This is a genomic window from Haemophilus sp. Marseille-P9675 (assembly GCF_916862695.1).
Lineage (GTDB): Bacteria > Pseudomonadota > Gammaproteobacteria > Enterobacterales > Pasteurellaceae > Haemophilus > Haemophilus haemolyticus_K.
The window spans coordinates 46,032-68,198 of sequence record NZ_CAKASP010000007.1; the positions used below are offsets into that span (position 1 = coordinate 46,032).

Below are 22,167 nucleotides of genomic sequence, written 5' to 3' on the forward strand. Positions count from 1 at the left end.
ACTAACATAAAACTAATTTTGTTTTCTTATCGTGTAAATAATCGGTAACACTATTAGGGACCTTATCCGTAAACAAATATTCTACATCACTTAATTCGCCCAATCGAACAATCGCTTGGCGCGTAAATTTAGAGTGATCGGTCACTAATAACGTCTGACGTGAACTTTCAATAATCGCTCGTTTTACTTGTACTTCGTGGTAATCATAATCCAATAGTGAACCATCTGCATCGATCGCGCTAATCCCTAAAATACCAAAATCTAGGCGAAATTGAGAAATAAAATTCACCGTAGCTTCGCCAATAATGCCACCATCCATTCGCAATGATCCGCCTGCCATGACAATATCAAAACTTTCATTTTGGCGTAAAAGATGAGCGGCATTCAGATTGTTCGTCACAATTCTGAGTTTTTCGTGTCCAAGCAAGGCATTGGCGACAGCCTCAGGCGTCGTACCAATATCAATAAACAACGATGCGCCGTTAGGAATCAACTTTGCGACTTCCTGTGCAATATTATTTTTTTGTAATGAAAAGAATTGCTTACGATCCACGTAATCAGAATTTTCTGCAGAAGATGGCGATGCCGCACCACCGTGATGGCGGCGAATTAAATCTAACTCCGCCAAAATATTCAAATCACGGCGAATCGTTTGAGGGCTAACATCTAAGGCAGCAACCAATTCTTCCGTGCTTAAATAGCCGGATTGTTCCACCAGTTTAATAATTTGTTGATGCCGTAACGACTGCTTCATAGAAAACCCTTTATCCAAATTGAACACACCTACTCTAGCGAATTTTTACGTAATTTGCTATCGATAAATCCCCAAATCAAGCCGACAACCAGGCCTGATATATGCGCTGCATTTCCCATTTCAACACCAAATAAGGGGCTAATAAAACCTAATGCGATCCCCACCAATAACATTGTGAAAAAACCTTCTGGCAGATCAAATAAATGATGATTCAATTTATCGCATATAAATACATACCCCAACACAGCATATACAACCCCAGAAAGTCCAAAGAAAGCAGGGCCGGACACATAATTTTGCACATAGCCTGTTACGGCGGAGGCCACAACGTACAACATCAATAATTTGACCGAACCAAAAGTGCGCTCAATCATTCCACCGAAAATAAAAAACCAAGACAGATTAAACAAAATATGCAAATTAGATAAATGTACCAATGTATGTGAAATATAACGCCACGCTTCGCTATCTTGCTCTTCATAAGCGGGGTAATGCATCAAATACATAATATCATCTTCAAACCCCAGCTGTTGAGCAATATAAATAAGCGCGCAAAGTGCGGTGAGAATTAGCGTGATTTTTCCTTGTTGAGCTAAAAAGTTTTTCATTCGTGATCTCGTACTTCTACGCAAATTTAAAAATCGGACTTCGCATTAAAGGTCATTGTTTCCCCTGTAATGGGGTGAGTAATCGTCAATTCTTCTGCGTGCAAGCATAATCTTGGCGACATAGCTTTAGCCTGAGGATGAGAGTAAAATTTATCGCCTAGAATGGGATGCCCTAAAGCTAGCATATGCAATCGTAATTGATGAGATCGGCCTGTCACGGGTGTCAGTTTCACGCGAGTACTGTTATTAAGCAAACGTGCTAAAACTTCGAATTTTGTGACCGCTCTTTTTCCTAAAACGAAATCCAAACGTTGGCGAGGTCGATTTTCCCAATCACAAATCATCGGCAAATTTACCTTGCCATAATCTTTCTCCAAATGCCCCCAAACAATCGCTTGATAATGTTTTTTCGGTTCACGTTCGCGAAATTGACGTTTTAATTCACGATCCGCCGCCTTACTTAAAGCAAACACAATAATACCGCTCGTTGCCATATCCAAACGATGAGCAGGCTCACAAAAGCCGAATTTTTCTTTCACTCGACTCATTGCGCTATCGTAATATTGTGGTTGATTGCCCGGCACAGAAAGCAAACCGCTAGGTTTGTTCACCACGCACAAATGATTATCTTGATAAATAATATCCAAATAAGGTTCAAGAGGCGGATTGTATTCAATCAATGCCATTTTTATTCCTTGTTCGTCACAATAACACGCAAGCAATCCAAACGCCAATTTGCTTTAGAAAGCTCATCTAGTGATTGTGTTCGTTGTTGTTCCAAAATATCAATTTCGCTTTGACGAATATTTTTATTCACAGCTCGCAAAGCCTGTAAACGGTTAATTTCTGAGCTTAATTGTTGATCTGCTTGATTTTTAGCTTCAGCAATAATCGGTTCAGCTAAAGATTTTACAAGCTGATCGCCTCGTGTAATCAAGGCTTCAATATTATTCCGTGTCATTTTCACCATTTGATTAGCAATATTTTTACCAAGTGGTTTCAATTTGCTATGCAATGTTTCAAAAGCAACCTGCTCACCAATGTTATTTCCTTTGTTATCAAGCAACAGACGAATAGGCGTTGGCGGCAAGAAACGATTGAGCTGTAACCCTTTTGGCGATTGGCTTTCCACCACGTAAATCAATTCAATTAATAAGGTTCCTACTGGCAGTTGTTTATTTACAAGCAATGCCATTGCGGCTTTGCCAATATCACCCGAAGCAACAAGATCAATACCTTGACGAATCATAGGATGATCCCAAGTCAAGAATTCCATTTCTTCGCGAGCAAGGGCAAGTTCTCGATCAAAGGTAACTGTCACACCTTCTTCTTTTAAACCTGGAAAATCGGGCACAAGCATTGTCCCAGTTGGACTAATTACAATACTATTAGCCCCAAGATCCTCTTGCTCTACGCCAATAATATCAAATAATTTTAAAGCAAAATTCACAAGATCAGGCGAATTATCTTCATCAGCAATTTGATCCGCTAGCGCTTGTGCTTGCTCACCGCCATGAGAATTTAGCTCTAATAAACGATCCCGACCTTTTTCTAACTCAATCTTGAGTTTTTCTCGCGCAGTTTTAGTTTGTTTTAATAATTCAGAAAATTCATTCTCTGAAAGTGCGGTAGAATTTGACCGCACTTTTTCCAACGCATCGGCAAACTGAAAAAATAATGCCATTCCCATTGGACAAGTTTGTTCAAAAGCATTTAGTCCCTCATTGTACCAACGCGCTAAACGACTTTGAGGCGAATCTTTCGCACAAGGCACATAAATTTGCACATCACGTTTTTGTCCAATACGATCTAATCGGCCAATACATTGTTCCAATAAATCAGGATTTGTCGGTAAATCAAATAACACTAAATTTGCCGCAAATTGGAAATTACGCCCTTCCGACCCAATACTCGAGCTAAGTAAAACCTGTGCGCCGTTTTCTAAATCCGCAAAATACCCTGCGGCTCTATCTCGTTCAATAATCGACATTTTTTCGTGGAACACTGCGGCACGAATCGCCTCACGTTCACGTAAAATTTGTTCTAACTGAATCGCCGTGGCCGCAGTCTGACAAATCACAAAAATTTTTTCATCGCGATGGAGTTTGAGGAAATCAATCAGCCAATCAATTTTATCATTCTCTTCCGAGAGTGTAATTTGGTGGTAAACACGGTGCGGAAAACCTTTCACGCCTTGACGTGTATTGCGGAACAGCATTCGCCCAGTGCCGTGACGATCAATTAAGGATTGGATCAGTTCCTGACGGGTACGCTGTTGTTCTTCATCATTATTTGATGCAATCGCGTTAAAAAGTGGCTCGACATCTTGTTCAAGCAACAAATCAGAAATATGATTTTTTTCTACCGCACTTAATGCCTTATTTGCCAGCAAAGATTCAACAGCGTTAACCACAGGTTGATAGTGTTCCTGCTCTTTCACAAAGGTTTGATAATCAAAGAAACGTTCTGGATCCAGTAAGCGCAAACGAGCAAAATGACTTTCTTGCCCAAGTTGCTCTGGAGTTGCAGTAAGTAACAAGACAGAGGGAATAATACGAGCAAGCTGTTCAACTAATAAATAAGCTACACTCGGTGAAGATTCTGACCACACGAGGTGATGTGCCTCATCCACAATTAAACAGTCAAATTGAGCATCAAGCGCCTGCTCTACTCGGTTTGGATGAGTTGCTAACCAATTCAGCGAACAGATAATTAAGCTTTCAGTTGTAAATGGATTAACGGCATCAAGATCAAAATCGTTGCAACGTTCTTCATCAAAAAGTGAAAAATGCAAATTAAAACGACGAAGCATTTCCACCAGCCATTGATGTTGCAACGTTTCTGGCACGATAATAAGAACACGTTGCACTTTCTCAGCAAAAAGTTGATTCTGCAAAATCATTCCAGCTTCAATGGTTTTCCCTAAACCAACCTCATCCGCCAATAACACACGAGGATTAACTCGATTACCGACTTCAGCTGCAATATGAAGCTGATGAGGAATTAAACCCGCACGCGTTCCACGCAAACCACGCAATGGCGATTTAAATTGTGCTTGCTGATGACAAAGCGTGCGATAACGCAATGCAAAATGACTGCTGCGATCAATTTGCGCTGAAAACAAACGATCTTTCGCTTGGCTAAAAGAAATAATCGGTGAAATATCACGTTCTTGCACAATGACATCTTCACCTTGTGGATTTTTAACTAAATAAAAGAGTAAACCGTTCATATTTTGAACGTCTAAAATCTCACCTTGCCAACCAGCTTGATGAGATAATGTTTCACCTTTACTAAATACAATTCGGCTTAAAGGCGCTTGTGCAGCAGCATATATACGCGTTTCATCCGCAGCAGGGAAATAAATCGCGACAGTTCTTTGATCTAATGCGGTAATGATACCTAATCCTAAAGCGTTTTCACTTTCACTCAACCAGCGCTGACCAATAGCAAAGGGCATAATAATTCTCTTTCTGATTTATATTGATAAAATTTGGGGGCGTATTGTAGCTTGCTTAAATAGCAAAAGAAATTAATAAAAGAGAATAAAAGAGAATAAAAAACGGATTGAAGAAATAAATGGCACGCCCTAAAGGATTCGAACCTTTGACCCACGCCTTAGAAGGGCGTTGCTCTATCCAGCTGAGCTAAGGGCGCATTCAAAGGATTTCTTTTTTACAGAATTTCAAGACAATATAAAAGAAGTGGTCGGCGAGATAGGATTTGAACCTACGACCCACTGGTCCCAAACCAGTTGCGCTACCAAGCTGCGCTACTCGCCGATAAACTGAATTAATTATAGATTTGTTTTGATACCAGTCAATGACTTTTTTTATTTTTTAAGCTAATTGCTCAAAATTATTTCAATTTAGGAAATGTCACTATTTCCCGTTGTAAAAAATTCATTGTCCGTTAGAATAGCAAACGTTTTCTCTCTTTTCATATAAAAGGACAACTAAATGACGGCACAAATCATCTCTGGTACTACCCTTTCAAAAAAAATCAAATCTGATGTTGCCTCTGAGATTGAACATTATATTGCTCAAGGTAAACGTGCACCAGGGCTTGCAGTCATTCTCGTTGGGGCAGATCCTGCATCACAAATTTATGTAGGAAGTAAACGTAAAAGCTGTGAAGAAATCGGCATACTTTCCCAATCTTATGATTTACCAGAAACAACTACACAAGCCGAATTATTAGCCCTCATCGATAAACTCAATAACGACAAAACAATTGATGGTATCTTAGTACAACTCCCCTTACCTCAACAAATCAATGCAGAAGCTATTATTGAACATATTGATCCGAAAAAAGACGTGGATGGCTTCCATCCTTATAATGTAGGAAGATTGTGTCAACGAATTCCAACATTACGAGCCTGCACACCTTATGGTGTAATGAAACTATTAGAAACAACAGGCATTGATTTACATGGCAAACACGCGGTAATTGTAGGTGCATCCAATATTGTCGGCCGCCCAATGTCTTTAGAATTATTATTAGCAGGTGCAACCGTCACTGTGACTCATCGATTCACTAAAGATTTGGAAAGTCATGTTCGCCAAGCTGATATACTTGTCGTTGCAGTGGGTAAGCCGAATTTAATTCCTGGCGATTGGATCAAAGAAAGTGCGGTTGTCATTGATGTCGGAATTAATCGTGTAGATGGAAAATTAGTAGGCGATGTAGAGTTTGACAAAGCAGCTGAAAAAGCGGCATATATTACCCCTGTTCCAGGTGGAGTTGGGCCAATGACCGTTGCAATGTTAATGAGCAATACACTTTATGCCTATAAAAAAACATTAACGCAATAAAATTCAAAAGCAAGGTTAACTTTAACCTTGCTCACCAATGTGAATGAAATCATTTCTTATCAGTCAGGGACAATATTATTCCATTGCAATCTAAAACAAGCGTATGAATATTCAATAATCGATTAATTAATTCGCCTAGGAACTTTCCAACATTCTAATTGCTGAAGCAATCGTATTTGAATTCTATTTGTTCAAAATTTGTGCTTTAATTTACCGATCTTTATAAAAATAAAACAAGAGATCGCAATTTTATAGCAAAATGATAAAAATTTAAAAATAAGTAAGGATGTAAAAATGTTTAATTATGCAATGTTCGATCGATATGAAGGATTAATTTTTGATATGGATGGAACCCTCATTGATACTATGCCTGTTCACGCAAAAGCATGGAGAATGGTGGGAAAACAATTTGGCTACGAATTTGACAGTCAAATCATGTATAACCTAGGTGGGGCAACCGTAAGAACCATTGCAGAGGAAATGATGAAATCGGCTAATATGCCACTTGAGCGCCTTGATGAAGTTATTACAGCAAAACGTGCTTTATCTTATCAGCTCATTCCATCACAATCCACCTTGCTTCCCACATTTGATATTGTAAAACATTTCTATCAGAAAAAACCGATTGCGTTAGGCTCGGGCTCTCATCGAAAAATTATTGATATGTTGATAGATAAACTTAATATTGCCTCTTATTTTAATGCCATTGTCAGTGCAGACGATGTAAAAGCGCATAAACCTCATCCAGAAACTTTTTTACGCTGTGCAGAGCTGATCAAGATTAATCCTACAAACTGTATTGTTTTTGAAGATGCAGACTTGGGCGTAAAAGCAGGTTTAAGTGCCGGAATGGATGTTTTTGATATTCGGACTCAACAAATTATAACCACAAAATGATGGAATGGTTATTAGGATTACTTTCCGATTTTTGGCAAACTCATGCCTTATGGTTAATGTTTGCGAGTGCATTTCTAAGTGCGACGGTATTACCAGGTAATTCAGAGATAATATTTATTGCATTAGCTATCCCCAAATTAGCGTTAGGAACTTGGCTAAGTACGGATATTTTTTTACTTCTTTTTATGGCAACACTAGGTAATGGGCTAGGTAGCTTAACTACTTATGGAATAGGGCGCTGGCTTCCTCAATTTAGGCCAAAAAATCACCGCACTTTATGGGTTATGAGGCAACTTCAACGTTATGGTTCACTCACCTTACTATTAAGTTGGCTACCTATAGTAGGCGATTTATTTTGCGCCCTAGCGGGCTGGCTTAGATTGAACTTTATTACGAGCTGTTTTTTTATTTTTCTTGGAAAACTGGTACGTTATGTCGCGTTATTGTTTCTCAGTGTACCTTTCTTATTATAAAATGGACAAAAGAAAAGCCCCGCAAGAATACGGGGCAAATAACCTAAGGAACCAATTTTATTAAAACAACTGCAAGTTGCTTGTTCTATCAGACAAGCCCATCAGGAAAAAGTTCACATAAATTAAAAAAATTCCAAAAAATAAAATCTAACAAAAAATACAAAGAAAAAAGCCCCACAAAAATGTGGGGCAAATAACCTAAGGAACCAATTTTATTAAAACAACTGCAAGTTGCTCGTCTTATAGGACAAGGACCTTGCTATAAAGTTCATAAAAAATTGTAAAAAAATGAACATTCATTCAAATAATTCTTAATTAACTGATTTATAAGGAAAATTTATGCCATTACTTGATAGTTTTAAAGTAGACCACACTAAAATGAACGCCCCTGCCGTGCGTGTGGCCAAAACAATGCGTACACCTAAAGGTGATGATATTACTATTTTTGACTTACGTTTCTGCATTCCCAATAAAGAAATCCTCCCTCCAAAAGGAATCCACACTCTAGAACACTTATTTGCAGGTTTTATGCGTGACCACTTAAATAACGAAGATGTTGAAATTATTGATATTTCACCTATGGGATGTCGAACCGGTTTTTATATGTCTCTCATCGGCACACCAGACGAACAACAAGTCGCTAACGCTTGGTTAGCATCAATGCACGATATTTTAAATGTACAAGATCAAACCCAAATCCCGGAATTAAATATTTATCAATGTGGCACATATACAGAGCACTCTTTAGAAGAAGCACATGAAATCGCAAAAAATGTGATTGCTCGTCGTGTTGGTATTAATAAAAACGAAGATTTAACATTAGATAATGCATTATTAAAATAGGAGAAATAATGACAACGCTTGGTACCGCATTAACACCTAATGCAACAAAAGTGATGCTATTGGGATCGGGGGAACTTGGTAAAGAAGTAGTAATTGAACTACAACGATTAGGCGTAGAAGTAATTGCAGTGGATCGCTATAAAAATGCCCCTGCACAACAAGTTGCACACCGTGCCTATACACTCTCAATGTTGGATGGTGAAGCATTAAAAACACTTGTAAAACAAGAAAAACCTGACTACATCGTGCCAGAAGTAGAAGCGATTGCAACGGCAACACTGGTAGAATTAGAGCAAGAGGGTTTTAACGTGGTACCTACAGCCAAAGCCACACAACTTACTATGAATCGTGAAGGGATTCGCCGACTAGCCTCGGAAGAACTTAAGTTACCCACCTCGCCTTACCAATTTGTAGATAATTTTACTGATTTCCAAAATGCGGTAGAAAAAATTGGTATTCCCTGTGTCGTGAAACCAATCATGTCATCCTCTGGTCATGGGCAAAGTATTTTAAGATCTAAAGACGATATTCAAAAAGCATGGGATTATGCACAAGAAGGTGGTCGTGCTGGTGCAGGAAGAATAATTGTAGAAGGGTTTGTAAAATTCGATTATGAAATTACGCTTTTAACCGTTCGTCATATCAATGGTACAAGCTTCTTAGCGCCAATCGGCCATCGCCAAGAAGAAGGTGATTATCGGGAATCATGGCAACCACAAGTGATGTCGGATATTGCATTGGAAAAAGCGCAATCGATTGCGGGGAAAATTACAAGTGCACTAGGTGGACGAGGCATCTTTGGTGTAGAAATGTTTGTGTGTGGAGATAATGTCATTTTCAATGAAGTCTCACCACGCCCACATGATACTGGCATGGTCACGCTTATTTCTCAAGAGCTTTCAGAATTTGCCTTACACGCAAGAGCCATTTTAGGTTTACCTATTCCAGAGATTACCTTAATTAGTCCATCCGCATCTAAAGCTATTGTTGTAGAAGGGAAATCAAAGAATGTAAAATTTGGTGCGATTGATAAAGTGCTTGCTGAACCCCATACGAATATTCGTTTATTTGGTAAAGGTGAGGTTAATGGCCACCGACGTTTAGGCGTGTTATTAGCACGAGACGTTTCCGTAGAAAAAGCGCTAGAAAAGGTAAATCAAGCTTATCAAAAATTAGAAATTACACTCTAATATTTCCCATACTCACTGACGCAAGCCTTTCAGCTTGCGTCTATCTTATAGAAGATTTTATATATTAAGCCAAAATGTCACTGGGCCATCGTTTGTTAAACTCACTTGCATATTCGCTGCAAATTGCCCTGTTGAAACAGGTAATTTCTCACCGCACTTTTGAATAAAGTATTCATATAATTCATTAGCCAATGCTGGGGGTGCACCTCTTGAAAAGCTTGGACGCAAACCTTTTTGTGTATCCGTAGCTAATGTAAATTGTGAAACAATAAGTAATTCACCTTGTGCTTGTTGAACATTTAAGTTCATTTTGTCATTTTCATCACTGAAAATTCGATAATTAAGTACTTTTTCAGCAAGTTTATCCGCTTTCTCTTGGTTATCTTCTTTTTCTACACCAAGCAAAACCAGTAAACCTTTGCCAATTTGTCCTATTGTTTCACCGTTTACATCAACTTTTGCTTGAGACACACGCTGAATTAAGGCAATCATTTTAATCCCTCGATAAAGCTCGGTAACCATGCTTCGGCATAGCCTTCTTGATCATCCACGTTTAAAACATCAATTTTTAAAGTCTCGCAAATTTTTACCGCACTTTTTTCTTGAAGCGTTTGCTCCACTTTGTCCGCTGCATAGCAGAAAGTATCATAATCAGAATTACCTAATCCAACGACCGCAAAACGAACATCTGAAAAATCGCTTTGATTTTTAGCTAATTCATCAAATAGCGGTTTTAAATTATCTGGCAACTCGCCTGCACCATGAGTTGAAGTCACAACAAGCCAAATTTTTTCATTTTCGATATCGGATAAACTTGGCCCATGAAAAAGAGCGGTGGAAAAACCTTGAGTTTCTAAAACATCGTTTAAATGTTCGGCAACATATTCTGCGCCACCTAAAGTGCTGCCAGAGAGAATGCAAATGTGCATTTGATTATCCTGTATTTATTTTCTTCCCTCATTCGAGGAAAAAGCAAAAAGAATATTTTTGAAATGATTAAAATAAAAAGGCTTAGATTTTCTAAGCCTTTTGTTACGATTAAACGTTATCGAATTTGCCAAGCAATGAACGAATATGTTCTTGCCAGTTGCGGTGTTCGTTTTTCAGTTGCTCATTTTCAGTTTGTAAACTTTCGATATTTCTGTGAGATTCTGCGTTTTTCTCTTTTAATTCTTCAACTTCTAATTGAAGCAATTGGATGGTTTCTACCGCTTGTTTAATTTTTTCTTCAAGCTGGTCTAAAATTTCTAAAGACATAATGATTTCCTTTTAAATATGGGTAAATTTAAGCGTATTTTACCTAGTTCACACCTCTTTTTAAAGCCTTGTATAAAAAATTATTATGCGTTCAATAACGTAATGATAAAATCACACCGTTTTTATGGCTAAAAGTCAAAGGAGAATAAAATGAACGCTGCCCTAGCAATTGAATTTTCACGTGTAACAGAAATGGCCGCATTAGCTGCTCATACATGGTTTGGGCGGGGAGATAAAAATGCGGCTGATGATGCTGCAGTAAAAGCCATGCGTTATATGCTAAATTTAATCGATATGGATGCTGAAATTGTTATTGGTGAAGGGGAAATTGATGAAGCTCCAATGCTTTATATTGGTGAAAAAGTCGGTTCTGGCATGGGAGAATTGATCTCTATCGCCGTTGATCCTATTGATGGCACGCATATGACTGCAATGGGTCAGTCTAATGCTATCTCTGTCTTGGCTGCTGGTGGCAGAAATACCTTTTTAAAAGCACCAGATATGTATATGGAAAAATTAGTGGTTGGCCCCGATGTTAAAGGCATGATTGATTTAACTTTACCACTAGAACAAAATCTTCGCCTAGTCGCATCTAAGCTAGGAAAATCCCTTTCTGATCTCACCGTAATGGTATTGGCAAAACCACGTCATGATGCGGTAATTAAACAAATGCATAACTTGGGTGTGAGGGTGATGGCAATTCCTGATGGTGATGTGGCTGGTTCCGTATTGTGCTGTTTGCCTGATGCCGAAGTCGATCTTCTTTACGGAATCGGTGGCGCACCAGAAGGTGTGGCTGCTGCCGCTGCAATTCGCGCATTAGGTGGCGATATGCAAGCTCGTTTACTTCCTCGTAACGAAGTAAAAGGTGACACGGAAGAAAATAAAAAAATTGCTGCCGATGAAATTCAGCGTTGTGAAGCATTAGACGTAAAAATCAATGAAGTGTTAAAACTTGAAGATCTTGTGCGTGATGACAACCTTGTATTTACCGCAACGGGTATCACCCATGGTGATTTGCTAAAAGGTATCTCTCGCAAGGGGAATTTGGCTTTTACAGAAACCCTCTTAATTTGTGGTCAATCATGTGCAATCCAAAAAATACAATCAATTCATGACTTAGCTCGTAAAGATTCTGAAATTTATAAGATTTTGAATATTTAGTTATCTACAACAAGTGCGGTGAAATTTCACCGCACTTTTGTGTTGCTTAGCTTACCATTCGTAGCCTACGCCAACGGAGCTCACCACATCGCCTTGTGTATTTGTGCTTCCGCTTAAACGGAATAACACTTTACCGTTGTCACTAGAGCGGCTATATCCCACAGCAATAGCATTTTGTCCTTTGAAGTTTCCTGCCCCCGCAGAAACCATAGATTTACCATTACCTCGCACTTGTGGTAACCCCGCTATTGCAGCTGAACCAGCAATCCCAGCTTTCAGCATTTTATTATGTTGGGTAACTTTTTGATTAATAGCCTCGACAACAGAATAAAGTTGAGAGCCGTTAATCGCATCCGTTGATGTACTGGTAATACGACCTGCTGCAACGTGCGTAATTTGACGCTCTTTACCTTCGGCACCTACGCTGACAGTTGATGTTGGATTTGTACCGGCAAATCGATAAGTGGTGCCTTGAATAGTGATACTTTCTACAGGCATTGGTTTACTTGGCGCAGATTCGTTACCTAATACTACAGCACCATCAAAGCCTGCATCAACAGTGACATTATTGCCTAACACCATCACATTATGTGATGCAACTTTATTCCCCGCACCAATTGCTACAGAATTATTACCCGTTACCTCATTTTTTGTACCAATAGCAATTGAGTTTGCACCACTCGCAAAGGATTCTTTCCCAGCGGCAATTGAGTTTTCACCAGTCTTACCGAGGATACTTGTTAGTTTTTCCTCCAGTTTTTTTAATTCTTTTTCTTTTTCTGCTCGCTCTTTTTCAAGCTTTTCTTTTTCAGCTTGTTTATCTGCAAGTTCTTCTTGTCTTCGTTTTAACTCATCTGAATTATTTGAATCCGAAGCTGATTGTAGTTTTTCAACTTGAGATTTAAGATCATTGATTTCTTCTTCCATCTTCTCAAATTTTATTTGAGCGTCATCTAAGGCTTTTTGGGCTTTTTCAGATGCTTCTGTTATTCCCTTAACAACTTCATTGTATGGGTCATAAAGTTTTAATTTTTTAGCCCAATCAGTTAATTCTTTTGCTGTCTCGTCAGCATATTCATTCCATAATTTCTTGGTAGATTCCTTAAATTTAAATTCAATATTTTCATAATAATTTTTAGAATCGTTTTTTAGCTTAGAGATTTCTTCATATAAACTGTTTCGTTTACCTCTATTTTCTGGAGTTGGGTCAGCGATTGACTTATCATAAACAGCTATATAGTCTGAAATTTTCTTAGCAAAACTTTCCACATCTTCAAGTTGCTTAAGAAAGTCTTTTTTATCAAAAAGCCATTTTTCTTCAGGTGCTTCACGATCAATTAGATTATCAAAGTCATTATAAAATGTATTTACCCATTCTCTTAAACGATCTACATCCTGAGGGGTGTTATTTTCTTCTCCATTAAAAAATTTATCAAAAAATGTTTTTGTTTGACCATAGTAAAGATAATACTTTGTTTTCTCAGCTTCTGTGTTAAAGCGATGTTCAACTTTATGATTATCCTCACTGTCGTTCATGTCATCAAAATCACTTGGATTATAATGGTGTCTAGTTAATAAAAAATTACTGTGATTTACTTGATCATCACTAGCTTTTATTGGTGGAAGATAAAATACAGTATTCGCTACGTAATTTGGTTTGTAATAATTATCAGTATGTATTTTATTAAGCTTATAAGCTTTACTTAAATCACTTATGATATTATTCCCATTTATTATATTTAGTAGGGTAGAAAATTGTACATAACGATCTTGTTTTTGGGATGAGAAAAAGTCATCTGTAATTCGGCTTGGTATATTATCGATACTTGTAATTTTTACAGGGTCTACAGAAGTGACATTTCTTAGTAAATCTGTAATGCCATCATGATCAGAGGTGTATGAACTTAGATCTCTTCCAGCTCCGTAGTAAAATAAGTATTGTTGATTTCTAGATCTAATCGTATCTTCTATCTTTTTTTTGTTATATTCAAATGATCCTCTAGCGTTATCATATCCATTAACTATAACTTCATATTTATCTATACCAAATTTTTTAAGTTCAGAAACATTAGGGTAATCAGCCTCAACTCGCTCTTTTAGGTCTTTTGCTAGTTTTTGTACCCCAGTTGTTCCGGCAGAGTTATCCGAAAGTTTATTCCAATCAAGTTCTTTAAGTTGTTTCTGGAATTTTATCGAAACATTTTCATCCTCTGAATAGATTGAAGGATAATGACTAGCGTATTCTTTAGCCTCTTCCCGCTCTTTGTCTAATTTGGCTAATTCTTTTTGTTTATTGGCCAAATCATTCTTCAGCGAAGTAACTTGATTTTTTTTATCGTTAGATTGTTTGATTAAATCTGTTATTTCATTAATTTTTTTATTTAGATCTTCAGTAGCTTTATTGTTAGTTTCAATTTTTTTATTTATATCAGAAAGGTTATTTTCCTCTTTGCTTTTATCTGCAATCGTTTGCTTTCTTTCGTTTAATTTTTCATCAAATTCTTTGCGAGAAATATTCCCACCTGTTGCAACAGAATCATTACCCTGCGCCAAGCCATTTGTAGCCGTCACAGTATTATTATAACCAGTTGCAACGCCATGATCGCCAGTGACAATATTCCCTTCACCAGTTGTGGACGGGGCAGAATAGGCAAGATTAGAAGATAAAGGCAATGTAAAGAGCAATAAGGCTACTGAGCTTTTTGCTGTAGTAAGAATTGTATGTTTTTTCAAAATATTCTCCTCAATCCTTGAACTATTTAAAATCAATAATCGATTTGAAATTATACATTTCTGGGATTCTACATACTTATAAAAAATATTCATTTTGTGATCTTGCTCATATTTTTTATTTTATTTTGAGTAAAAAAACAACCAATGAGTCATCGATATAACAGCACGTGATATCCTTGAACACAGCAGAATAATCAAATTCATTTCTCTCTTAATAGCTAAAAGAGTCTAGAATTTATAAGACTTTGAATATTTAGTTAGGACAAACAAAAGTGCGGTGAAAATTCACCGCACTTTTAAGAGGTATGTTTAGTAAGATACTACCAGCTATAATGATAAACCGCTTGAATTGCATAAGGTTTGTCGAAGTTTTTACCGTCAGCACGGCTTACTTCTAAACCAAAACGATGATTTGCAAATCCAGCATTTAAACCGACCGCACTTTCAAAACGTCCACGGCTGCTTGCGACATCAAGCGCGCTGTTTGTGTAATGAATTTTACTGCTACGGTTTTTGCTAGTAATCGCATTTACTTCTGCATAAGGTTGTAAATTCCAACCATTACTTAATGCAAAGCCTTTCGCTACACGTAAACCAATTCGAGAATAAACAGAAGATAAGCTATCTTCATTCTCTTGTGATGAAATATGTGTCCACGCTAATTGTGCTTGCGGGGTAATTGTCCAATCATTCGCAAGGCTAAAGCGTTTACCTAATTCACTCGAAATGGTATAAGCGTTGTAATGGCGTTTTTCAGTGTGATCTGAGTTAGCGTGTAAACGGCTGTATTTCACGATGTTATCTACATAAATACCGTTATCTGCAAGGTAAGCTGCATATAAGCCCACGCTATTGCTTCTTACTTTGCCATCACCGTAATAACCACTGAAATCAACGTTAGCTTGGCTACGGCCCACAAATCCACCGACACGAAGATTATCTGTTACAGCAGCATCAGCGCCCACTTGTAAGCTATGTACGTTTTGTTTAAAGCCAGAAGTTTTACTCTCACCTGTCGATAGTGCGGCTAATTTTTGGCGAGAACTTACATTACGAACCCATACATTACCTTTTTCACCGTTTTTCATTTCGCCTAGACGTTGATAAATGCCACTTAAATCATCTTCCACTAAAAGCAATTGTGCTTGGCGAAGAGAAACTTGTGCATTTGCTAAGTCTGAAAGTAATGGTGTACTTGGTAGAACTGGAGCTGCAGATGGTACTACCGGATTACTTGGAGTCACTACAGTATTACTTGGAGTTACCACAGGATTACTTGGAGTCACCACAGGATTACTTGGAGTCACCACAGGATTACTTGGAGCCACAACAGGGTTGCTTGGAGTCACTACAGTATTACTTGGAGTTACCACTGGTTTGCTTGGAGTCACCACAGGGCTGCTTGGAGTCACCACAGGGTTGCTTGGAGTCACCACAGGGTTGCTTGGAGTCACCACAGGGTTGCTTGGAGTCACCACAGGGTTGCTTGGAGTTACCATAGAATTACTTGGTGTAACTACATTTTTAGAGTTCGCTAATACCCAATTGTTTCCCTCTTTTGTTAGGAAGTATTGATAAGCACCTAAATCTACTCGATTATTCGTATTAGTTAAGTTAAATGACGCATTACCACCATTGGTTTCTACAAGTGTCACTTTTCCGTTAGCAACATTTGCCCCTTGGTTAGTTACACCAATTTTATGATTACCTTCAGCAGTGCCTTTAACAACGATTTTATCGCTTTTGTTTTCAGCAATATTAGTATTGAGGTTAAATGTGCTGGAACCAGTGAGGTTATCTTTAATAGTTAATGTTTTATACTCAGAAGTCGGGGTAAATGTGATTTCAGAATTGTTTGCATATAAATTATTCAATGAGCTTGATTTATTGAAGCTCCATTGGCTATTAGACATAGACAAATTAATTTCATTTTTTACGGGCCAATCTGGATTTTCAAGAATTGCGCCAGTTAGTTTGGAGTTTTTACTTGCAGTAAGGTTTAGATGATAGACTCCAGCTGGTGTAGAATTAGATGCATCATCCTCATCTTCTGCTTCAAGAGGGAAGTTTTTATCATTAAGCGAGATTAATGCTTGAGTAGCATTTAATGTTGTATTTTCTAAATTAATTTTAACTAACTGCTCATCGCCCAATGGGAATGCGAGTAAACCATAACCTGCGTTACTTTCCGAATTTGTTAGTGTTATTGCTTGCGATCCGCTATCTGATGTGGTGAATAAGCCACTTTTATTGTTAAGAGTTACATTTAAACCATTAGCTATAACCGTCTGAGCCGCATTCTCATCATTTGTACCGATGTCAAAAGCAAATTGCATATCTTGATTTCCAGTAATTTGTACATTACTGATATTTGCTATATCTTCTGCACCATATAATGCGTAGGCAATATCATTCTTTCCATTCATCTTGATACTATGATTGGATGAATTGATAACAGAGGTCTTTTGAGATTCAATTGCGCTAGAACCATCGTTATTTATTTCAATATCAGCTTCTGTATTAATTTTGCCACCACGAGATTCAATCGCTGAGTTGCCACTTGAATCACCATAAGCATCAGTTATATTGTGAATTTGTGCGTAATTTTTCTCAACAATGAGTTTTGAGCCTTTTTCTAAAGTAGCAACTGCCCCCGATATATCTAAAAGTGAACTTGAAGGGTAGTCTTCTTTAAGTGTGGCATTTACACCAGATTTAATAGTAAGTTGATTATTTCTATCAGTAAGGTCAAAAATACCAAATAGTGAATCACTAGAGGCTAGTGGTTGTCCTCCATGCATACTAGTTCCGATATCAGTTTTAGCGATATTTTGGTAGTTTCCTGGTGTAATAGTTACATTAATTGCATCACTAATTGATGTTTGTTGGTTTTTGTTGAAAGTCCAATTAGGTGATGCACCCCAAGAATACTGACATCCTGTTGAGTTTGAGCAAGTTAGATCTGTTGCCCATGCCGAATTAACTAATCCTAACGCCACAGCCACCAAACTCACTTTAAAAGTGCGGTTAAAAATTTTATTATTTTTCATATGAATTCCTTTGGATTATAAAAAAAGCCAACTTATTGAATAAGTTGGCTTGAATTTTACTGATTTAGTAATTAACCCGCAACTGCGATACGTTTCATATCTGTCATATAACCACGTAATTCTTGACCGATTAATTCAACAGGGTGGTTACGAATTGCATCGTTTACATCGCGCAAGGTGATGTTATCGATTTCCGCTACTGGAGTAGGCTCGCCCAAGTCACCTTTTTGAAGGTTAAGGATAATTTCTTTTGCAAGAATTGGAGTCGCTACGTTAGAGAATAAGTAGTTACCATATTCTGCAGTATCAGAAATTACCACGTTCATTTCGTATAAGCGTTTACGTGCGATGGTGTTCGCAATTAATGGTAATTCGTGAAGTGATTCGTAGTAAGCTGATTCTTCATAAATACCGCTTGCAACCATCGCTTCAAAAGCTAATTCCACGCCAGCTTTCACCATTGCGATCATTAATACGCCGTTATCAAAGTATTCTTGTTCACTAATTTTGCCATCATATTTTGGTGCATTTTCAAAGGCTGTTTTACCTGTTGCTTCACGCCATGCGAATAAGTCTTTGTCGCCATTTGCCCAGTCAGCCATCATTGTTGCAGAGAAGTGACCGCTAATGATGTCATCCATGTGTTTGTAATATAAGAAACCAAGGCTTTCTTTGATTTGTTCAGCTAGTTCAAATGCACGTAATTTTGCACTGTTTGATAGGCGATCCATCATTAATGTGATACCACCTTGTTTTAATGCTTCGGTAATGGTTTCCCAACCGTATTGGATTAATTTACCTGCGTATGCTGGATCTTTACCGTCTGCCACTAATTTGTCATAACATACGATAGAGCCTGCTTGTAACATACCGCAAAGGATAGTTTGCTCACCCATTAAGTCAGATTTTACTTCTGCCACGAATGAAGACTCTAAAACACCCGCTTTATGACCGCCAGTTGCAGCAGCCCATGCTTTTGCAATCGCCATGCCTTCGCCTTTCGGGTCATTTTCAGGGTGAACTGCGATTAATGTTGGCACACCGAAACCACGTTTGTATTCTTCACGTACTTCAGTACCCGGGCATTTTGGCGCAACCATCACAACTGTAATGTCTTTACGGATTTCTTCGCCAACTTCAACAATGTTGAAACCGTGTGAATAACCAAATGCAGAGTCTTTTTTCATTAAAGGCATCACATCAGCAACCACTTTAGAGTGTTGTTTGTCTGGTGTTAAGTTTACGACTAAATCTGCAGTTGGGATTAATTCTTCATAAGTACCCACTTTAAAACCATTTTCAGTTGCACGTTGGAACGATGCACGTTTTTCTGCAATCGCTTCAGGGCGTAAGGCATAGCTAATATCTAAGCCAGAATCACGCATATTCAAACCTTGGTTTAAACCTTGTGCACCACAGCCCACGATAACGATTTTTTTGCCTTTTAAGAAGTTTGCTTCATCTGCAAATTCTTCGCGATCCATAAAACGACAACGACCTAATTGGTCTAATTTTTGACGTAAATTTAATGTGTTGAAATAGTTAGCCATTTTTTGTCCTTAATTGTATAAGGTGAATAATTGTATGATGTTGTGTTTGCATATTTTTTTGTTGTGGTTTGATTATAGGATTTTTTATGATTGCGTAAAGTGATATTATAGGAATGTAATGTTGCGATTTACGCAATTATTTTGTTTTTTGTGGATTGCATCGTATTTCGCTCGATGAGCGACCTACTTTTACTTTGCTTGTGCAAAGTAAAAGTAGGCAAAAAGAAAACACACCCGGCTTTGCCTTATTTCCTGAAAAATTGAAAATTTGCTTAACGGAAATTTTCTGAACTCGCTGCGCTCAAACAGACGAAAATTTCCTACAAATTTCCAATTTTTCAGGTGGCAAAGAAGGGAAAATATTTTATTCTTTCTTTGATTTAAAGTGCGGTTAAAAATTGAATATTTTTCATTATAAAAACAATCTTATAATCAACTTCACTTTCAAATAATGTGCTAATACATCTTAAGCCCCATATAAATCGCCTTTGTGACTTTCAATTTTTAGGCAATTTTCGTCTGTTTGAGCGCAGCGAGTTTAGAAAATTGCCGTAAAGAAAATTGAAACAAAGCAAAGATCAGCGATTTAACTGGGGTGTATTTTTCTTTGCTTGCTTTCTTTTGTACAAGCAAAAGAAAGTAAGTCGCCGTCAGGCGAAACCCTGACTTAAATAAAATAGATATCATTATGGACTTCAACGATCTCAACTTATTTATTAAATTATCAGAAACCCAAAACTTCGCCAAAACCGCCACCCAAAACCACATGTCCCCTTCCACCCTTTCCCGTCAAATTCAACGGTTGGAAGACGAGTTAGGGAAAACACTTTTTATTCGTGATAACCGTCAAGTTAAACTCACTGAATATGGCGAGAAATTTTTGCAATTTGCTAAAACAGAATGGCAAAGCTGGCAACAATTTAAACAACAACTCAAAGATGAATCAGATGAACTTTGCGGTGAAATTAAACTTTTTTGCTCTGTAACCGCATCTTATAGCCATCTTCCGCACGTACTTAAAGAGTTTCGCCAGCGTTATCCTAAAGTGGAAATCCAATTGACGACGGGAGATCCAGCGCTTGCTTTAGAGTTGATTCAAACACAACAAGTCGATCTCGCTATTGCGGGTAAGCCGAATAATCTGCCATCGAGTGTGGTATTTCATAAAATTGATGATATTAGCTTATCTTTAATTGCACCGCGTGTGGCTTGTCTGGCGACACAATTACTGCAGGAAAAACCCATTAATTGGCAGCAAATGCCTTTTATTTTCCCTGTTGAAGGGCATGCTCGGCAGAGGATTGAACAATGGCTGCGGGAGAAACATATTAAACACCCGAAAATTTATGCTACCGTTGCGGGGCATGAAGGGATTGTTCCGATGGTTGGATTGGGATTCGGATTAGCGATGTTGCCTGATGCGGTCATTGACAATAGCCCAATGAATAACCAAATTTCCAGACTTAATCTTGATAAGCCTATCGAGCCTTTTGAATTGGTTATCTGTACCCAAAAAAGGAATCTCGAACAACCCTTAATCCGTGCATTTTGGGCGATGTTAGAATAGAATGATTGGCTGTTTAGAATAAGGATTTCTTATGTTTAAAGGTGTTCTCGTTTCATTACTTGCCTCGTTTCTATTTGGCTATATGTATTATTTTTCTACGCTGTTGAAACCTTTGAGTGGCACGGATATTTTCGGTTATCGGATGATTTTTACGTTTCCCTTTGTTGTCCTTTCCGTGTTTATGTTTAAGCAGAAAAATGCGTTGATTCATCGTTTAAAACTCATCAAAAAACAACCGCACTTGGCATTGCCCTATCTTTTTTGCGGCTTATTGATGGGGTTTCAGATGTGGCTTTTTCTTTGGGCGCCGAATAATGGCAGTTCATTGAGCGTCTCTTTTGGTTATTTGCTTTTGCCTATTGTCATGGTGGCAGCAGGTCGCTTAATTTTTAAAGAACGTATTTCAACGTTCAAATTTATTGCAGTCGTGATTGCCGCATTAGGTGTGATTTCTAATATCGTGCTAAAAGGTGGGCTTTCTTGGGAAGCTATTGTGATTTGTGTTGGCTATACCACCTATTTTTCCGTTCGAAAAGCATTAAAAAATAGTGATCTCGCTTCTTTTTGTTTAGAGATGCTGAGCCTAATCCCAATTAGTATTTATTTTGCGTTACAAACAGATTTCGCTGTGGTCGAACAAAGTAACCCTAATATTTGGGGGCTGCTTGTGTTGCTTGGATTAATTAGCGGCACGGCATTGATTGCTTATGTGATTGCCAGCAACATGTTACCGATGAATTTGCTTGGCCTACTTGGCTATGTGGAAACCATTATGATGATTTTCGTATCGTTTTTTATTGGTGAACAAATTGACGCCGAAAGTTACCCGCTTTTTATTTGTTTAGTGCTCGCTATGATTCTTGTTGTGATTGATGGTGTGTACAAACAGCACGCAAAAGGAAGTTTATAAATGTCATTTAAAGAAATTACACCACAACAAGCATGGGAAATGGTTCAGCAAGGGGCAGTGTTAGCCGATATTCGCGATGATGCCCGCTTTACCCTCTCGCACCCTAAAGGTGCTTTTCATTTAACGAATCAAAGTTTTTTGCAATTTGAAGAGTTAGTAGATTTTGACTCCCCCATTATTGTGAGTTGTTATCATGGCGTGAGCAGTAAAAATGTGGCGACCTTTCTAGTGGAACAAGGCTATGAAAATGTGTTTAGTATTATTGGTGGATTTGATGGCTGGTGTAGAGCAGAATTACCTATTGAAACCGCTTATTAATGTTTACCCACATTCAAGCATAAAAATTATGACAAGAAA

At 37.9% G+C, this 22,167-nt stretch carries 19 protein-coding genes and 2 tRNA genes; 9 read left to right on the plus strand and 12 right to left on the minus strand.

Annotation, left to right across the window (positions count from 1 at the left end; genetic code table 11):
• Position 1: 1 nt before the first annotated feature.
• From LIX50_RS08730 to LIX50_RS08755, 6 genes are all read right to left on the minus strand, one after another.
• On the minus strand, positions 2–754 hold the full coding sequence (locus tag LIX50_RS08730) for a DeoR/GlpR family transcriptional regulator (RefSeq protein ID WP_048953310.1): 753 nt from the start codon (positions 752–754) through the stop codon (positions 2–4).
• Positions 755–783: 29 nt separating this feature from the next.
• Positions 784–1,362 (minus strand): rhomboid family intramembrane serine protease, encoded by a 579-nt coding sequence (locus LIX50_RS08735; RefSeq protein WP_048953311.1) that lies wholly within the window; start codon positions 1,360–1,362, stop codon positions 784–786.
• A 26-nt stretch (positions 1,363–1,388) separates the two neighbouring features.
• Positions 1,389–2,048 (minus strand): bifunctional tRNA pseudouridine(32) synthase/23S rRNA pseudouridine(746) synthase RluA, encoded by a 660-nt coding sequence (rluA, locus tag LIX50_RS08740; RefSeq protein ID WP_048953312.1) that lies wholly within the window; start codon positions 2,046–2,048, stop codon positions 1,389–1,391.
• Between the two features lie 2 nt (positions 2,049–2,050).
• A complete protein-coding gene (rapA, locus tag LIX50_RS08745; protein WP_048953313.1) occupies positions 2,051–4,822 on the minus strand; it encodes an RNA polymerase-associated protein RapA in 2,772 nt (923 codons plus the stop codon).
• A 120-nt stretch (positions 4,823–4,942) separates the two neighbouring features.
• Positions 4,943–5,019, minus strand: a tRNA-Arg gene (locus LIX50_RS08750).
• A 48-nt stretch (positions 5,020–5,067) separates the two neighbouring features.
• Positions 5,068–5,144, minus strand: a tRNA-Pro gene (locus LIX50_RS08755).
• Positions 5,145–5,321: 177 nt separating this feature from the next.
• Here LIX50_RS08755 and folD point away from each other — a divergent pair.
• From folD to purT, 5 genes are all read left to right on the plus strand, one after another.
• Entirely contained in the window at positions 5,322–6,176 is an 855-nt protein-coding gene (gene folD, locus LIX50_RS08760) for a bifunctional methylenetetrahydrofolate dehydrogenase/methenyltetrahydrofolate cyclohydrolase FolD (RefSeq protein ID WP_048953314.1), read from the plus strand.
• Positions 6,177–6,470: 294 nt separating this feature from the next.
• The gene (locus LIX50_RS08765) at positions 6,471–7,073 is read left to right on the plus strand and encodes a beta-phosphoglucomutase family hydrolase (RefSeq protein WP_048953315.1); all 603 of its coding nucleotides are present in this window, start codon (positions 6,471–6,473) and stop codon (positions 7,071–7,073) included.
• Positions 7,073–7,546, plus strand: coding sequence for a YqaA family protein (locus LIX50_RS08770; RefSeq protein ID WP_048953332.1), 474 nt, complete (start codon positions 7,073–7,075; stop codon positions 7,544–7,546). The genes LIX50_RS08765 and LIX50_RS08770 overlap by 1 nt, the downstream gene beginning before the upstream one ends.
• Positions 7,547–7,885: 339 nt before the next feature.
• Positions 7,886–8,389, plus strand: coding sequence for an S-ribosylhomocysteine lyase (gene luxS / locus LIX50_RS08775; RefSeq protein WP_048953316.1), 504 nt, complete (start codon positions 7,886–7,888; stop codon positions 8,387–8,389).
• 8 nt (positions 8,390–8,397) lie between these two features.
• Positions 8,398–9,579, plus strand: a complete 1,182-nt coding sequence (gene purT, locus LIX50_RS08780; RefSeq protein WP_048953317.1) for a formate-dependent phosphoribosylglycinamide formyltransferase — start codon at positions 8,398–8,400, stop codon at positions 9,577–9,579.
• Between the two features lie 57 nt (positions 9,580–9,636).
• On the opposite strand, the gene dtd is transcribed toward purT, so the two are convergent.
• The 3 genes from dtd to LIX50_RS08795 form a co-directional block, all read right to left on the minus strand.
• The gene (gene dtd, locus LIX50_RS08785) at positions 9,637–10,071 is read right to left on the minus strand and encodes a D-aminoacyl-tRNA deacylase (protein WP_048953318.1); all 435 of its coding nucleotides are present in this window, start codon (positions 10,069–10,071) and stop codon (positions 9,637–9,639) included.
• A complete protein-coding gene (gene mioC, locus LIX50_RS08790; protein WP_048953319.1) occupies positions 10,068–10,508 on the minus strand; it encodes an FMN-binding protein MioC in 441 nt (146 codons plus the stop codon). Before mioC ends, dtd begins: the two co-directional genes overlap by 4 nt.
• A 109-nt stretch (positions 10,509–10,617) precedes the next feature.
• Positions 10,618–10,836, minus strand: coding sequence for a cell division protein ZapB (locus LIX50_RS08795; RefSeq protein ID WP_005627167.1), 219 nt, complete (start codon positions 10,834–10,836; stop codon positions 10,618–10,620).
• Positions 10,837–10,986: 150 nt separating this feature from the next.
• Between LIX50_RS08795 and glpX the strand changes: the two genes are divergently transcribed.
• Positions 10,987–12,000 (plus strand): class II fructose-bisphosphatase, encoded by a 1,014-nt coding sequence (gene glpX / locus LIX50_RS08800; protein WP_048953320.1) that lies wholly within the window; start codon positions 10,987–10,989, stop codon positions 11,998–12,000.
• Between the two features lie 51 nt (positions 12,001–12,051).
• On the opposite strand, the gene LIX50_RS08805 is transcribed toward glpX, so the two are convergent.
• From LIX50_RS08805 to ilvC, 3 genes are all read right to left on the minus strand, one after another.
• Positions 12,052–14,733 (minus strand): YadA-like family protein, encoded by a 2,682-nt coding sequence (locus LIX50_RS08805; RefSeq protein WP_048953321.1) that lies wholly within the window; start codon positions 14,731–14,733, stop codon positions 12,052–12,054.
• A gap of 320 nt (positions 14,734–15,053) precedes the next feature.
• On the minus strand, positions 15,054–17,783 hold the full coding sequence (locus tag LIX50_RS08810) for an autotransporter outer membrane beta-barrel domain-containing protein (protein WP_226385940.1): 2,730 nt from the start codon (positions 17,781–17,783) through the stop codon (positions 15,054–15,056).
• 71 nt (positions 17,784–17,854) lie between these two features.
• A complete protein-coding gene (gene ilvC, locus LIX50_RS08815; RefSeq protein WP_048953323.1) occupies positions 17,855–19,333 on the minus strand; it encodes a ketol-acid reductoisomerase in 1,479 nt (492 codons plus the stop codon).
• A 688-nt stretch (positions 19,334–20,021) separates the two neighbouring features.
• Between ilvC and ilvY the strand changes: the two genes are divergently transcribed.
• From ilvY to glpE, 3 genes are read left to right on the plus strand one after another with little or no spacing between them, the layout of a single operon-like run.
• Positions 20,022–20,900: an HTH-type transcriptional activator IlvY gene (gene ilvY / locus LIX50_RS08820; protein ID WP_048953325.1), complete on the plus strand. Its 879-nt coding sequence runs from the start codon at positions 20,022–20,024 to the stop codon at positions 20,898–20,900.
• A 31-nt stretch (positions 20,901–20,931) separates the two neighbouring features.
• Complete coding sequence (gene rarD, locus LIX50_RS08825; RefSeq protein WP_005633165.1) at positions 20,932–21,810, plus strand: EamA family transporter RarD; 879 nt, start codon at positions 20,932–20,934, stop codon at positions 21,808–21,810.
• On the plus strand, positions 21,811–22,128 hold the full coding sequence (glpE, locus tag LIX50_RS08830; RefSeq protein ID WP_048953326.1) for a thiosulfate sulfurtransferase GlpE: 318 nt from the start codon (positions 21,811–21,813) through the stop codon (positions 22,126–22,128).
• Positions 22,129–22,167: the final 39 nt, after the last annotated feature.